General features: G+C 28.8%; 15 protein-coding genes. All 15 read right to left on the bottom strand.

Annotation, left to right across the window (positions count from 1 at the left end):
* Positions 1-21: 21 nt before the first annotated feature.
* The 15 genes from rfbA to CLU81_RS09040 all read right to left on the bottom strand — a co-directional run bounded on the left by rfbA (position 22) and on the right by CLU81_RS09040 (position 14,703).
* A complete protein-coding gene (gene rfbA / locus CLU81_RS08970; RefSeq protein ID WP_099709504.1) occupies positions 22-906 on the bottom strand; it encodes a glucose-1-phosphate thymidylyltransferase RfbA in 885 nt (294 codons plus the stop codon).
* An 87-nt stretch (positions 907-993) separates the two neighbouring features.
* The gene (gene rfbD / locus CLU81_RS08975) at positions 994-1,839 is read right to left on the bottom strand and encodes a dTDP-4-dehydrorhamnose reductase (protein ID WP_099709505.1); all 846 of its coding nucleotides are present in this window, start codon (positions 1,837-1,839) and stop codon (positions 994-996) included.
* Positions 1,839-2,387 carry a dTDP-4-dehydrorhamnose 3,5-epimerase gene (gene rfbC / locus CLU81_RS08980; RefSeq protein ID WP_099709506.1) on the bottom strand — a complete coding sequence of 183 codons (549 nt, stop codon included), beginning with the start codon at positions 2,385-2,387 and terminating at the stop codon, positions 1,839-1,841. The genes rfbD and rfbC overlap by 1 nt, the downstream gene beginning before the upstream one ends.
* A gap of 37 nt (positions 2,388-2,424) precedes the next feature.
* Positions 2,425-3,564, bottom strand: a complete 1,140-nt coding sequence (locus tag CLU81_RS08985; protein WP_099709507.1) for a DegT/DnrJ/EryC1/StrS aminotransferase family protein — start codon at positions 3,562-3,564, stop codon at positions 2,425-2,427.
* Positions 3,557-4,168 (bottom strand): acetyltransferase, encoded by a 612-nt coding sequence (locus tag CLU81_RS08990; RefSeq protein ID WP_099709508.1) that lies wholly within the window; start codon positions 4,166-4,168, stop codon positions 3,557-3,559. Before CLU81_RS08990 ends, CLU81_RS08985 begins: the two co-directional genes overlap by 8 nt.
* 1 nt (position 4,169) lies before the next feature.
* Positions 4,170-4,772: a sugar transferase gene (locus tag CLU81_RS08995; RefSeq protein WP_099709509.1), complete on the bottom strand. Its 603-nt coding sequence runs from the start codon at positions 4,770-4,772 to the stop codon at positions 4,170-4,172.
* Position 4,773: 1 nt separating this feature from the next.
* Positions 4,774-5,694, bottom strand: a complete 921-nt coding sequence (locus CLU81_RS09000; RefSeq protein ID WP_099712713.1) for a glycosyltransferase — start codon at positions 5,692-5,694, stop codon at positions 4,774-4,776.
* Between the two features lie 10 nt (positions 5,695-5,704).
* Positions 5,705-6,310 (bottom strand): acetyltransferase, encoded by a 606-nt coding sequence (locus tag CLU81_RS09005; protein WP_304529189.1) that lies wholly within the window; start codon positions 6,308-6,310, stop codon positions 5,705-5,707.
* 334 nt (positions 6,311-6,644) lie between these two features.
* Positions 6,645-7,439, bottom strand: coding sequence for a glycosyltransferase family 2 protein (locus tag CLU81_RS09010; RefSeq protein ID WP_099709510.1), 795 nt, complete (start codon positions 7,437-7,439; stop codon positions 6,645-6,647).
* A gap of 120 nt (positions 7,440-7,559) precedes the next feature.
* Positions 7,560-8,651, bottom strand: a complete 1,092-nt coding sequence (locus CLU81_RS09015; RefSeq protein WP_144444486.1) for a hypothetical protein — start codon at positions 8,649-8,651, stop codon at positions 7,560-7,562.
* Between the two features lie 82 nt (positions 8,652-8,733).
* Positions 8,734-9,873 carry an acyltransferase gene (locus tag CLU81_RS09020; RefSeq protein WP_158235322.1) on the bottom strand — a complete coding sequence of 380 codons (1,140 nt, stop codon included), beginning with the start codon at positions 9,871-9,873 and terminating at the stop codon, positions 8,734-8,736.
* Positions 9,874-9,993: 120 nt separating this feature from the next.
* The gene (locus tag CLU81_RS09025; RefSeq protein WP_099709513.1) at positions 9,994-11,154 is read right to left on the bottom strand and encodes a glycosyltransferase family 4 protein; all 1,161 of its coding nucleotides are present in this window, start codon (positions 11,152-11,154) and stop codon (positions 9,994-9,996) included.
* A 43-nt stretch (positions 11,155-11,197) separates the two neighbouring features.
* Positions 11,198-12,454: an EpsG family protein gene (locus tag CLU81_RS09030; RefSeq protein ID WP_099709514.1), complete on the bottom strand. Its 1,257-nt coding sequence runs from the start codon at positions 12,452-12,454 to the stop codon at positions 11,198-11,200.
* A gap of 9 nt (positions 12,455-12,463) precedes the next feature.
* Positions 12,464-13,858 (bottom strand): lipopolysaccharide biosynthesis protein, encoded by a 1,395-nt coding sequence (locus CLU81_RS09035; protein WP_099709515.1) that lies wholly within the window; start codon positions 13,856-13,858, stop codon positions 12,464-12,466.
* A 14-nt stretch (positions 13,859-13,872) separates the two neighbouring features.
* Positions 13,873-14,703: a hypothetical protein gene (locus tag CLU81_RS09040; protein ID WP_144444487.1), complete on the bottom strand. Its 831-nt coding sequence runs from the start codon at positions 14,701-14,703 to the stop codon at positions 13,873-13,875.
* Positions 14,704-14,713 lie beyond the last annotated feature (10 nt).

Consider the following 14,713-nt stretch of genomic DNA (forward strand, 5'->3'; position numbering starts at 1 on the left):
AAATTATTTATCACGTGTAAATTAAATTTTAACACCTTTTTTCTTTTGTTTCAAAAATTCTATTAAGTATGCGCCATATCCAGATTTGACTAAAGGCAGTGCTAATTCTTCAAGCTGAGTATCGTTTATGAACCCTTGTCTCCAGGCAATTTCCTCAATACACCCCACTTTCAAACCTTGTCTTTCTTCAAGTACCTGAACAAATTGCCCAGCTTGCATTAAACTATTAAAAGTTCCGGTGTCTAACCATGCGGTTCCTCTACTTAAAATACCAACTTTTAAAGCCTCTTTTTCCAAATACACTTTATTTACGTCAGTAATTTCATATTCTCCTCTTGCACTTGGTTTGATGTTTTTAGCTATTCCCACTACCGAATTATCATAAAAATACAATCCTGGAACTGCATAACTAGATTTTGGTTCTTCTGGCTTCTCTTCTATAGAAATTGCTTTAAAGTTTTCATCAAATTCTACTACACCATATCTTTCAGGATCTGAAACATGATATGCAAAAACGACTCCGCCTTTTGGTTTTGTATTTGATTTTAAAAGTTCTTGCATATTTGAACCAAAAAATATATTATCTCCCAAAATTAAAGCCACATCATCAGTACCTATAAACTCTTCTCCAATTACAAAAGCTTGTGCAAGACCATTTGGAATAGCCTGCTCTGCATAACTAAATTTACAGCCTAAAGTAGAACCATCGCCAAGTAATTTCTTAAAATTTGGCAAATCATGCGGAGTAGAAATAATTAATATTTCATTAATTCCAGACATCATAAGAGTCGATAATGGATAATAAATCATTGGTTTATCATAAACTGGCATCATTTGCTTGCTCATCGCAAGAGTTAAAGGGTGCAATCTTGTACCTGAGCCTCCAGCTAGAATAATTCCTTTCATAAATTCTTTTTTTTTACGCTATATTTTATTAGATTTCATTCCATAGTTTTCAACTCTTAGTATTTGAAAACCAAATCATCTTATTTATTAGATAAACATTTTTTTTAAACTATCCTTGTAATCTCGTATATTTAAATTATAAACCTCTTTAATTTTTTTCTTATCTAATAGTGAAAATTCTGGACGCTTTGCTGGAGTTGGATAAGATACTGAAGGAATCCCTCCGATTTGACAATCATATCCTCCAAATTCTTTTATACTCAACGCAAATTCGTACCAGCTTATTTCACCTTCGTTTGAATAGTTATAAATTCCGGAAATCCAATTTGGAAATTGAATAATTTCTATAATTGCCTGCGCCAAATCAGCAGCATGCGTTGGTGAACCAATTTGGTCGTTTACAACATTTATTGATTCTCTTTCTTGCATTAAACGCTGCATTGTCTTCACAAAATTATTTCCAAATTTACTATAAACCCAAGATGTTCTGATAATAATTGAGTCTGAATTTTCTTTCAAACAAGATATTTCACCTGCTCTCTTACTAGCGCCATATATATTAATCGGATTTGTTTCAGCATCTTCAGTCAAAGCTGTCGAAGAAGATCCGTCGAAAACATAATCTGTGGAAATGTGAATTAACTTTGCCTTTTTGTTTTCGGCATATTTCGCAATTATTTCTACTGCCAAATGATTGACTGTAAAAGCTAATTCTTTTTCGGCTTCTGCTTTATCAACTGCGGTATAAGCTCCACAATTTAAAATAATATCAGGATTAATTTCGTTTAATTGAACTTGAAGCAGTTCTAAATCATCCAAAGTAATTTTTGTTCTATCAGCAAAATACCATTCATATTGCGGATACTCTGAAGATAAAACATTAAGTTCTGATCCTAATTGTCCGTTTGCTCCTGTTACAAGAATTTTTCCCATTAAAATAAACTATTGCAATTATCAATATAAGGCAAAACTTGATCTTTTTCAGAAACTATGGCTTCTTCTAAACTTATTCCCCAATCAATACTTAACGATGGATCGTCAAATTTTATTCCTCCTTCAGAATCTTTATTGTAAAACTCATCACATTTATACATTACAGATGCGGTTTCGCTTACTACCGAAAATCCATGGGCAAAACCTTGCGGAACTAACAATTGCTTTTTATTTTCAGCTGATAATAAAACGCTAAAAGATTTTCCAAAGGTCGGAGAATTTTTTCTTAAATCAACGGCAACATCTATAATTTCACCTTCTAAAACACGAACCAATTTTGTTTGCGCATAAGGTGGATTTTGATAATGTAAACCGCGCAATGTTCCCTTTTTTGAATAAGATTGATTATCCTGAACAAACTCAATATCAATACCTAAATCACTAAATTTTGTTTTGCTGTAGGCCTCAAAAAAATAACCACGTTCATCACCAAAGACTGTAGGTTCTACTATTACTAGATCTTTTATAAATGTTTTTTCTATTTTCACGGTACTATATAATTCTGTATTATTTTTTTAATTATTCTTATTTAAAAAAAACATCTAAGACATCTTTTATTCTTGATCTGTCTTGATCTGTCAAATTTGAACCAGACGGTAAACATAATCCATTTTGAAATAAACCTTCAGAAACTTGTTCGCCATAGTAAGGATATTTTTCAAAAATTGGCTGTAAATGCATTGGTTTCCATAATGGACGACTTTCAATATTTTCGGCTTCAAAGGCCATTCGTAAATCTTCTCGAGTTTTTCCTTCTGTTTTTTTAGGGTCAACAATGATCGCTGATAGCCAATGATTAGAATAATAATTATTATCAATTTCTTTTAAAATAGTAACCCCATCAATATTTGCGAAATAATCGGCATAAAATTGGTTCATTTTTCTTCTTAAAAGTACGTGCGAATCTAAGACTTCCATCTGTCCTCTCCCGATACCAGCACAAATATTACTCATTCTGTAGTTAAAACCCACCTCACTATGCTGGTAATGAGGCGCATTATCTCTTGCTTGCGTTGAAAGAAAAACAGCTTTGTCTTTTGTCTCTTTATTTTGTGTTACAATTGCTCCTCCGCCAGATGTTGTAATAATTTTATTCCCATTAAAAGAAAGTGCTGCTATATCTCCAAATGTGCCACATTTTTTATTTTTATAGTGGCTTCCCAAAGCCTCTGCACTATCCTCTAAAACAGGAATACCATATTTAGCAGCAACAGCATGTATTTCTTCAACTTTATATGGCATACCATAAAGATGAACAGCAATTATAGCTTTTGGTTTTTTTCCATTCGAAATTCGATCGACAATTGCTTTTTCTAAAGAAACTGGACACATGTTCCATGTTTCTGATTCACTATCAATAAAAACAGGCGTTGCTCCTTGATATAATATTGGATTTGCTGAAGCTGAAAAAGTCATACTCTGACAAATAACTTCGTCTCCAGACTTAACATCAAGCAATATTAAACCTAGATGAATTGCCGCTGTACCAGAACTCATTGCTCCTACATGAGATTCATCATTTAAATACTCCTCTAAATCTTTTTCAAAACCATTGACATTTGGTCCCAAAGGAGCCACCCAATTGGTATCAAAGGCCTCTTGTACAAAATTGCGTTCGTTTCCTCCCATGTGTGGCGAAGAAAGCCATATTTTTGAGTTATTCATTATCATTATTGTATTTTATAATTTTCCCAGGGTTTCCTACTACTACTGCATAATCGGGAACATCATTAATGATGACTGCTCCCGCACCAATAGTAGCCCATTTTCCTATTTTTTTTCCTTGAATAACTGTAGCTCCTATTCCTATCTGGCTACCTTCTCCTACTAACACATTGCCAGCCAAAGTAGCATTAGGGCAAATATGAACAAAATCCTCTAAAAAACAATCGTGTTCTACTATTGCTCCTGTGTTTATAATACAATGTTTCCCTATTACAACAGCCGGATTTATAATGGCTCCTGCCATTACTACACTTCCATCATCAATAGTTACATCATAACCTATTATTACTTTAGGATGAATTAAAACAGGATATTTTAATTTATATTTTTTAGTGGTTATTTTTCTTATCCTATTGTTTCCAATAGAAATAAACAAATTTTCATCTAGATTAAATTTAAAATCATTTGATTTTATTACCTCTATACCAAATATAGCATCCAATTTTGGGTCATCATCAACTATTACTTTAATTTCAAATAAATTATTTTCCTTAATTATATCTATTATCACTTTACAATGACCACTCGCACCAAATAAATACATATTAATTACCTTTAAATGTTTCTGTTGTAACCTGTCCCTCCATATTTATTCCTTCGCTAATGAATACTTTTTTTAAAGTTAAAAAAAATATTTTCACATCTAGTACAAAACTAATATTATCAACATACCAAACATCATACTCAAATTTTTTCGGCCAACTGATAGCATTACGTCCATTTACTTGTGCCCAACCTGTTATACCTGGTTTCACTTCATGACGTCTTCTTTGCTCTTCATCGTACAAAGGCAAATATTCTGGTAATAACGGACGTGGTCCTATTAAACTCATATCGCCTTTCACAACATTTATCAATTGAGGAATTTCATCTAATGATGTTTTACGAACAAATTTTCCAATTTTTGTCAAACGTTGATCGTCAGATAGTAAATTCCCAACTACATCCTTTTTATCGTTCATGGTTTTGAACTTAATAATTTTGAAAATTTTTCCATTTTTTCCCGGACGCAATTGGAAGAAGAACGGTTTACCTTGGTTCGAAAAAAACAATCCTACCGTACAAAATAGCAGTAACGGACTAAAAATCAGTAAACTTAAAAATGAAGCTGTAAAATCAATGACTCTTTTAAAAAAGGACCTATACATTTTATTTCTTTAATTTTACAGGAAGAATACTGACCATAAAAAATTGAATGAATTTTTTAGAACTTCTCATTAAGCTAAAATTATATCTCAATAAAATAAAAAACCTTGTCAAAACATTCTTTGAATATAACTCGTAAATGTATCTCTCTTTTGATACTTTCGGAAGCAATTCTACAAACCCTTTAATATTCTCAATATACCAACCCTGATGAACCATTTTTAATCTTTCTGTCAAAGCAAAAAATGAATTTGAATTTAATTGTCCATGAACATTACTATCATGAATCCTATATAAGATAAAAGCATTGTTATCTATGGAAATTTGATAATTATTTGCTCTTGCAAAAAAATAAACAAACCAATCATGAGAGAAGAACTTCCAATTTTCATAATCAGTGACCTCCAAAGTGTTTTTTAACTTAATACAAAAATCACTGGTAAACACATACGTACAACCTGCACTCCCTCCTTCAAACAAATAATCATACTTTTTCTGAGGATAACTTTTATTAATTATTGATTTCTTATTAGTCTTTTCATTCCACAAAATCAGATTTGAAAAATAAAGACTTGAATTTTCTTCAGTTAGTTTTTCAGTTGCTGCAAGTAATTTGTTTGGCAACCAAATATCATCTTGGTCTGCAAATGAAACAAAATCATATTGGGAAATAAAATCATCATCAAGAAATTTAATTGCTCCAAAAAAATTATTAGCAGCACTTCCTGTTGGACGATTATTCACAATTAATTGAATTCGTTTGTCGTCCTTAAATGAATTTACAATTGCTAATGTACCATCTTTACTTACATCATCAAAAACAACAATATGAACCTCCGCTCCTTTCTGATTTAATATTGAATCTATTTGTTCTTTTATATATTTTGCTCCGTTATATGAAGCTAGAATCACAAGAATTCTCATCTGTTTTTTTTTACTTTCCAATTATCTTCCATTTTTTTGTGGATTCACTATAGACCTTAATGACTCTAGCAGGCGAACCGACTGCTATAGAATTAGAAGGAATATCTTTTGTGACAACACTCATTGCACCTATTATTGCACCGTCGCCAATAGTAACTCCTGGCAATATTGAAACAAACTCTCCTATCCAAACATTTCTACCGATATTAATTTCTTCTGATTTAAGAACGCGAGAAATAGGTTTTTCATTAGGACTACTTTGTATTTCCCCATTATAACAACCATGATTATGATCGGAAATAAAAACCTTTGATGCTATTAATGTATTATCTCCAATAGTTACTCCATTGGCAACACCAATGTGAACATAATCATTAATCTCAACATTCTTTCCAATTATAAGAAAAGGATTTTTCTCCTTTGAATTAATAATATCAATTCTTAAATTAATTCCTGTAGTTAATCTCTCTCCTCCTTTTATTCCTTTTTTACCACGAATGTATACTGGAAATCTAACTATTCTCGCATTTGGATAAAATAAAACCGTTAATATTTTATCTTTTATTAACCTAAGTAATCCAAAAAATCCATAATTCGTATAAATCTTTCTCATCATTTAATTTTTTATTGTTTTATTTTGGAAACAAAAACTTTTATACCATTTATTATTCATACAAGCTCTTTCAATAAGTAAAAAAAAAAAGAAAACATCATGATTAACAATAGTAACTGAAAAACATAAATCATTTAATTTATAAAAATAATGTGAAAAAGTATTTTGAAAAGATAATTCCCAAATAAACTAATAATTACCCTATTTATTTACTTCATTATCCTAACTATTAGCACTGATATCCTCTATTAATAATACGGTCTCTATTATCTTAAATTACAATATTTTTTTCTTAAAAAATTTTATGTTTAAGTTTATTATATCCATTATTAAAATACTATCTAAGTTTGACGATAATGATTCTTCTAATATATTTCAAACATGAAAATGCAACCAATAGTAAATATTCAAAATAATTAATTATTTTTAAATTCAATACTTCCCGTAAATTTTTCAACTCTCCTTTTTCCATTTCTTTTAGATTTCCAGAAAGCCCAGAATGTCCAAAATGTGGCTTCCCTCCACCTGTAAAAGCCAAACTCTCGTTTAAAAGATAACAATTGTAATTTTGAGCGATTTTAATAAAGAAAATTCCCTCTTCAGCAAATCTGAGATTTTCATCAAAATATCCAACAGTTGAAAGGATTTCTTTTTTAAAAATAACTGTTGGAACAATAAAAACAAATTTTAGCAATAAATCCCTTGAAGAAATCTTATTTAAATCACCTAATTTTTTCCACAAAATATTTGAGAATTTTTCTTCATTTCTGCATGCTCCTAAAAAGTCAATAGCAGGATTTTCTTTTAGCACTTGAATCTGTCTTTCTAATTTATTTGGCGACCACTCATCATCACTATCAAGCAATGCTATCCAATCTCCCTCAGCTACTTTCATGCCTGCATTTCTTGCTGTAGAAACACCTCCATTTACTTTATTAATTAATTTTATATCAATTGAAGAACTATTTTTCAGTATTAATTCTTCAACAATAGTTTTCGAATTATCATTCGCTCCATCGTTTACTACTATGATCTCTATTTCTCCTCTGAAAGTCTGATTAAGTACTGAATTAATACACGTTGTAATTGTTTTTTCGGAATTGTACATTGGTATGACAACTGAAATTTTCATATTCTATTATATTTTATTAATCCGTTTGATAATAATTAGTATCATATTCTGAAGTTTTTTATTGTAAATTCTTTTGAAAAAAATATCCTCATACAACTAGTTATAATGACTACCTAACTGCTATTTTTTAATATTCTTTTTATAACTATCTATTTTATCCGAAATAGTTTTATTACTAGATTCCATCCTTAGGCCAGATAAATTTGATGTATAAAAATAAAATTCATTCTTACTTTTCAAATAAGATGTTTGATTAATTCTAATATTCCCTTCTAAAATAAAGTTTTTATGTTTATTTTGAACCAATCCTTGCAATGAAAAAGCATTTTTTGATTTTATATCTGTATGGTTTTCTATGTTTATATTCACTTTTTTATTAATATCCCCTTCCAATCCTTGCAATACAACTAATATACCACTCCATTCATTATTAAAAGTAACAGGATTTACTATATTGATATTCTCAATTATATCGTCATTTGTATTTGGTTCAATATCCAATCCACTTTTTGGGTTATTACCGTTAGTATTAGACAATACTGGCGATAAAATATTAATGTCTGTTCCGCAAGTAATTGAAATTCCATTTCTTCTAACATCATTAATCAATGCATTTACTACATTTATTCTCTCACTACACTCATTACCTAACTTGCCGATGTATATTCCATCTCCCCAAGTTTCATAAACTTTGGGTTCGATTATTAATACATCCTTAGCACCTCTAATACTTATCCCAAAACCCCATTCTCCAGTGCTAGCCAAATGTTTATATTTATCACCCATAATATTAGGAAAATATACTTTTACATTCTTAACTCCATTTAGATTCAAAATCTCATAATTAGTTAAATTATTAGGCTCAATAATTATTTTTGATTTAGCTTGAAATAACAAAACACTATTGTCTTTTAATTTTAATCCTTTGATATTAACTAAAACTGGAAAATTTGGAAGTACTACAATTTCATTTTCATTGATCGCATCTTGAATATTTTTTGTATAATCGACCGTACCATCTTTTACGAAATTTTCAGGTAAGCGCTTTTCTGCATAATAAGCAGTTTTTAAATATTTTTTATAGTCTTTGTCGTATTTGTTTATGTTAACACGTTTGTTTAATAACGTAGAATTTAAAGGAAGTACTTTATAATCTTGAGAAAACATACTGACACTAAAGAGTATGATCAAAAAAAATAATTTATTTTTCATTATATATGTTTCTTAAATTGATTAAAACTTTCCTATTACTTTCAGCTAAACAATTTGCACTATCAAAATTTATACTATTTAATTAAGTTGCGACTATTCTTCTTGCTATTTTTTTATACCAATCTTTATCCATACAAGGTCTTTCTATTAGTAAAAAGAAGCATGAAGATATTATCCCAATAGCAAATATTAATATTGATATGTATATGAAAGTATTTATATAACTATAGTTTGAAAAAGTATATTTTAATATATTATTGCCTATCAAACTGATTATTGGATAATGCAATAAATATATCGAGTAACACATCCCTCCAATATTTGTAATTAATTTGAATGATAAGAACCTGAAAATTTTATGAAAAAGAACATAATAATAAAACAAAAAAATACAACTCAATTGCGCTAATTCAAAAATAATTCTACTATAAATACTATTAAAATCATTGACGTCAAATAACCAAATGAAACAAAACAAAAACACACCTATTAAATAATCTATTTTTGTTTTCCGTAATAACTGATAATTTGACACATACAAATCTGCCAACAAGAAACCGATTATAAAATATTGAAAATATTTTATAAGACTTAAATAAGGCAATGAATATAATTGATTAAAAATCAAAAACAGAATTGCAATACACAACAATATTGATCTTCGATTAGAAGCTTTTTTTATTAAAAAAACACAAGCTAATAGAGGGGCTAAAATATAAAATTGCACTTCAATTTCTAACGACCACGTCACTACATTCAATGTAGAAGTAAAGTTTGGGTAAATAAAATTGTTTAAATAAAATATAGAAGATAAGTAACTAGCTATTCCATCGCGAATTGAAAAAGTTTTAGCCACATAAACTGAACCTAACAATAAAAGCGTCATTACTATGATATAAGGAGGCTCCAATCTTGTTAACCTTTTTAAAAAATAATTTTTTAAAAGTACTTTATTTCCATTATTTAAATGTTCATTGGCAAAAGGCAGAGCCAATACGAAACCGCTAATTACAAAAAAAAGGGGTACACCCAAAAAACCATGCTCCAAAATTCTACGCAAAAAAGAATAATCAAAATCATCATGATATTGGTTAGTATCTTTTTCAGCTAAAAAATGGTGGATATGGTAAAAAATAACGCTGGTAATTGCTACAAATCTCAATCCATCTATTTCTGGTATAAAACTAGCTTTGGCAGTAATTCTCTTAAACGATAATTTCAAAATAATAATTTAATTGTTTTTCCTATAATAATTCATTCTTAATCGTTGAGAAACGAATATATAAATTCTCCGATATTTGTAATATCAAAATCAAGTGGATAAACTTAGTTTTTATCAATCCTAAATTTCAAATACTTTATCCAAACTATTTAACTGATTTTCCTCAGTAAAACTTGTTTTTACAAGATTGTAACCATTAATGGCTATAAAATCATATAGCTCCTCGTTCGTTATAAGTTTTTCAACATATTCAGCATATTCCTTTGCAGAATTATGATGGGGTAAAAATCCTGTAAAACCGTTTAATATGTAATCCGAAACTCCACCAACAGCATTGGCTACAACAGGTTTTTTTAATATCATAGCTTCCATTATAACTCTCGGCAAACCTTCAGTTTCTGATGGATGTATTAAAATGTCACAAGCGTTAAAATAAGTAATTACGTTTGATTTGTTTTTAACAATTTCAACCACATCATCTAGTTTATACAATCGTACCAAATCAACTACCTTATTGTAAAAAACTTCCGACTCCCCTCCTTTATATACTAATCCAGCAAGAACCAACTTGAAATCTATTCCTTTTCTTTTTAATATTTTTGCCATTTCTAATGACACTAATTGTCCTTTATCTTTTAAAAAACCTCCAGCATGTAATATTATTTTAGTGTTTGCTTCTTTTTCAATAAAAGCTTTTTCTTTAGACAAACTAAATTCTGAAATGGCATTATGCACAACATACAAATTATCTAATGACGTAAGACCTCCACAAAAAAGGGCCTGCTTAGTAGCATTTGAAACACATACAAACCTATCTACCAGATGTTTATAAAGAAATTTGTCAAGTTTGGTTATTTGACTGAGAATAAACCATCCTCGGGCAAAAAACAAAACCTTAAATTTTTTATTTGAAAAAAAAACCAATGATGACAATACCTTAGAATTATTAAGAACAATATAATCAGGCTGTATTTCCTTAATTATACATTGAACTTTTTTTCTTATCCTAATTAAATGAGGAACAAACAAAATAAAATTTACTATTTTTATAAATAAAACAGTAGAAGTATTAATGATGTAAGGAGTATCTCTTTTGTCAATAATACGCAAATCTATTCCTCTCTTTGTTACATTCTCTAAAAAAGGTTTGCAGGATCCATAAAAATCTATTATTGTTACCTTATGCTGTTTCGATAATCGCTCTGCAAGTTCTACGGCACTTATTCTTGCTCCTCCGTAATCTTGTACGGCTTCTAAAAAAATTATTTTTTTTTGCTTCATTTAAATTATTTTAATCTAATAACAAATAGAATTACAAGTAATACTATTTTTTGTTGTTCAAGGCGTTATTAAATGACTCTCTCAAGTTCGCATCAACTAATCCTTCCCTATCTATCGTCATTTCCTTATCAAATACTGAATAGTAAGGGTAATAAACATTATATGCATGTGTATCTTTAATCAAATTATCCGTAGATCTGAAATAATAATTTACTTTATGATAAGCCGGAACAAATAAAAACAATAAACATACAAGAACATTTATTAATAGCACCACTCTTGAAATAATTCTATCACTACCTAAATTTTCATTGGAATGGAGTATTCTTTTTAAGCTATTTTTAATATTATTAAACATCAAACCAAATGTATTTGCCGCATAAACAATTACAAATGGGGCTAAATAGTTAAGAAATCTACCAAGTCCTGCGATAAGAATAAAAACAAGCGACAATGAAAAATAAATGTAAATCAGGTCATCAAATAAAGAGACTTGTTGATATCTTTTGTTATACATATAAATACAATAGGGAAAAATCACAAATACCACAAATGTATATATCATACCAACAATATTGACCCCAACACCCGAATAAGCTTCAAATTTATTAGAGGCAAAATCTCCTAAAAACAACATAATAAGTTCAATGGGGAAAATTGAACTTAAAAAGATTAGAAACAGAGCAATTAAAGATAAAATCAAGAATCCTTTTCCATTTATTTTTGAGTTTCTAAACAATGGGAATAACAATAAAATTAGTGCCGAATAATGGAATAATATTGCAACTGACACAAACATATAATACTTTAACCATTTTTTTCTTGAAAAATAAGGATATACGAGTGCAAAAATCATAATAGCAATTGATTCTCTCAAAATCTCAAAATCTAAATAGAAATAAAAGAAAAAAGCATATACAATTAAAGCTACATACTTTTTTGAGGCATACTTTTTTATAAAAACAAAAAGGACTATGTTTACAAAAACAGCATGAACAAATTGAAAAAACCAGAATTCATTAACTATAGTTTTACACAAAGAAACAAGTAACACAAATAAAGGTTCCCATTGAAATGTACTAATAAATTCAAAACTTATTTCGTTCAAGTTTGGGATTTCATTTTCAAAACTACGTTCATAGGACAACGAGTCCCCACCCACTTTCCATCTTAGTCCAGCAATAAGAATAAAGACCAAGAGATAAAACCAATATAATTTATCAAATTGTCTTTTAGAAACATTAAAATCAAATAATATCGAACTGAACACCAATGAAAGTAAAACAAAAAAATAGATCATACGAAATTATTAAATGCTTCTATATTTTTTTATAAAATAAATTAAAGAAAATAGGTAAAAAAGCATTGAAAAAAAAACCAAAATCATTCTGACAAAAAAAGGTGTCTCAAGAAACATCGATACGATACTTAATGAAAAAACCGGAAAAAATAACATTAAAAAATGACCTTTATTGAATGGAACAGGATACAAATAATTAGAAACAACCCAAGATAAAATAACAAGAGTCAGATTTGAAATTATCAAAGAAAACACCACTCCTCTCAAGCCATCGAATTGAATTAATATATAAAGGCTGAGAAAATTAACAAATAGAGAGAAAAAAAAAGTATATGAGAGATATTTGGTTTTCTCCTTAATAACAGGTCCAATATCAACTACTTCCTTAATCAGAAATAAAGAAAAATAAAGAGATAGTCCACCAATATATTTATGTCCTTCATAGAACTCTTTTGATGTCATCAAAGCAAATATTTCTTGAGAAAATAAAGATATGATACAAACCAATAGAAAAATTACAGAACTTATTATTGGTAATACAGAAGAAAATATGGCTTTGCTGTTTTCACTCTTAAATTTATCAAACATAAATGGTCTCCAAGCCATAACAAAAGCAGCATAAAAAAGCTGTATGCCAGAAGATAATTTTAAAGAGACTGCATACAATCCAATAGCAGATAAACTAAGAAAACTTAACATAAAAAAACGATTTGCTTGGGACATCAAAATACTCCCAAGTCTCGCAGGAATTTGTGGCAGGGAATATACTAATGTTTTTTTAATTACTCTTATCGAGTAATGAAAGCAAACATATTTTTTAATAAAAACAAATAACAAACTCGAGGAAAACAACAACGCTGATAATTGCGCGAAAAAAACACCTTGAATTCCCATTTTATTATAAACGACAAATAATAGAACAAATAACAAAGATGTTAAAACCTTAACAATAATAATAATGAAAAATTTCAAATTTTCTTTTTCAAACCTAAGAACAATAAGCCCTAACACATTCATATTAATCAGTGGCAATTGAAAACAAGCAATCCTAATTATCTTTTGATATTTATAGTCCTCTAATAATAAATTTGCTAATAATGGAGCAGAAAAATATAATATACTTGAAACCAATACTGAAGCGATAAAAACAAACAAAATCACATTAAATGTCAATATTTTTCTTCTTACTCCCGTTGAGTCATAATAATATCTTTGAAGAGCAGTTTCAATCTGTAATACACCAAATATCGTAGCAATCCCCAAAATTACCCCAACCATATCTATAACTCCATATTCTATTTTAGTAAAACGTCTAGTATAAATAGGTAATAACATAAAACCTAACAACCCTTCAATTGCTGTGGCCAACCCAAATAACAAAAATGATTTAAACAAATCTTTCATTTAACTACTCCTCTCTATAAAAAATTGCTTAGCCAATTTTTGAATTCATACTCTTTGATAACTTCATCATCAATCTCCTTGTATTCTGAATCTATAAATTGCTTTATAGTACTAAAATCATCAATTCCAAGTATAAATATATTTTTTGGGTCATAAAAAGGTTCATTTTTAATTGCAATAAAGTTCGTCACTAATTTTCTTTTAAAAAATAATGCTTCCATAGGACGCAAGGTCATACCGTTATTACCATCAGGCACTAGATCTAATATACATTTTGAACGTGAAATCAAACTAAGATATTCTTTATAAGATATTGGCTTTATATGATCAGTTCTACTGTCTTTTTTGTCCGGAACCACGTGAAAAAAAGTTTTAACACTGTTTTCAATCATTACATTATTCAATTCAAAAAGGATCTCTTTTCTACCTTTGTCGATACCCAAAAAAAGTAAATCAATGTCTTTAAATACTTCTTTAATTTCTATATTCTTAAAATAAAATGTTGAATTAAATTTTAGACCATATTCTTTACAATCTACCGGGTCATAAGACCACATTTCACATAATTCCTTTGGGACCTTCATAGGATTCACCATTTTAATAGCAGGATTCCAATACCAAAGAATCAATCTAATATTTTGATTATGTTTCTTAATGTACTGTATGTGATCTATTCTATGACTGGCAAATACAATAATTGTATCTACTTTATCTAATTCTTTTTTCCAATCATCATACCAGTAAGCAACACCTATATTCAACTTTAAAGCTATCTTACGAGCTATTTTTTTTAAAAAATAAATTTTTTTAAATGTAGAGTAAATCTTTATCCCTTCTTTTTTCATAAAGGGAACA

Origin of the sequence: Flavobacterium sp. 9, from assembly GCF_002754195.1 — a bacterium.
In the GTDB taxonomy this organism is placed as follows: Bacteria; Bacteroidota; Bacteroidia; order Flavobacteriales; family Flavobacteriaceae; genus Flavobacterium.

Excerpts from the sequence above, each read along its gene's own strand:
- rfbA (WP_099709504.1), bottom strand. The coding sequence starts at position 906 with ATGAAAGGAATTATTCTAGCTGGAGGCTCAGGTACAAGATTGCACCCT.
- rfbD (WP_099709505.1), bottom strand. The coding sequence starts at position 1,839 with ATGGGAAAAATTCTTGTAACAGGAGCAAACGGACAATTAGGATCAGAA.
- CLU81_RS08985 (WP_099709507.1), bottom strand. The coding sequence starts at position 3,564 with ATGAATAACTCAAAAATATGGCTTTCTTCGCCACACATGGGAGGAAAC.
- CLU81_RS08990 (WP_099709508.1), bottom strand. The coding sequence starts at position 4,168 with ATGTATTTATTTGGTGCGAGTGGTCATTGTAAAGTGATAATAGATATA.
- CLU81_RS08995 (WP_099709509.1), bottom strand. The coding sequence starts at position 4,772 with ATGTATAGGTCCTTTTTTAAAAGAGTCATTGATTTTACAGCTTCATTT.
- CLU81_RS09000 (WP_099712713.1), bottom strand. The coding sequence starts at position 5,694 with ATGAGAATTCTTGTGATTCTAGCTTCATATAACGGAGCAAAATATATA.
- CLU81_RS09005 (WP_304529189.1), bottom strand. The coding sequence starts at position 6,310 with ATGATGAGAAAGATTTATACGAATTATGGATTTTTTGGATTACTTAGG.
- CLU81_RS09010 (WP_099709510.1), bottom strand. The coding sequence starts at position 7,439 with ATGAAAATTTCAGTTGTCATACCAATGTACAATTCCGAAAAAACAATT.
- CLU81_RS09015 (WP_144444486.1), bottom strand. The coding sequence starts at position 8,651 with ATGAAAAATAAATTATTTTTTTTGATCATACTCTTTAGTGTCAGTATG.
- CLU81_RS09025 (WP_099709513.1), bottom strand. The coding sequence starts at position 11,154 with ATGAAGCAAAAAAAAATAATTTTTTTAGAAGCCGTACAAGATTACGGA.
- CLU81_RS09030 (WP_099709514.1), bottom strand. The coding sequence starts at position 12,454 with ATGATCTATTTTTTTGTTTTACTTTCATTGGTGTTCAGTTCGATATTA.
- CLU81_RS09035 (WP_099709515.1), bottom strand. The coding sequence starts at position 13,858 with ATGAAAGATTTGTTTAAATCATTTTTGTTATTTGGGTTGGCCACAGCA.
- CLU81_RS09040 (WP_144444487.1), bottom strand. The coding sequence starts at position 14,703 with ATGAAAAAAGAAGGGATAAAGATTTACTCTACATTTAAAAAAATTTAT.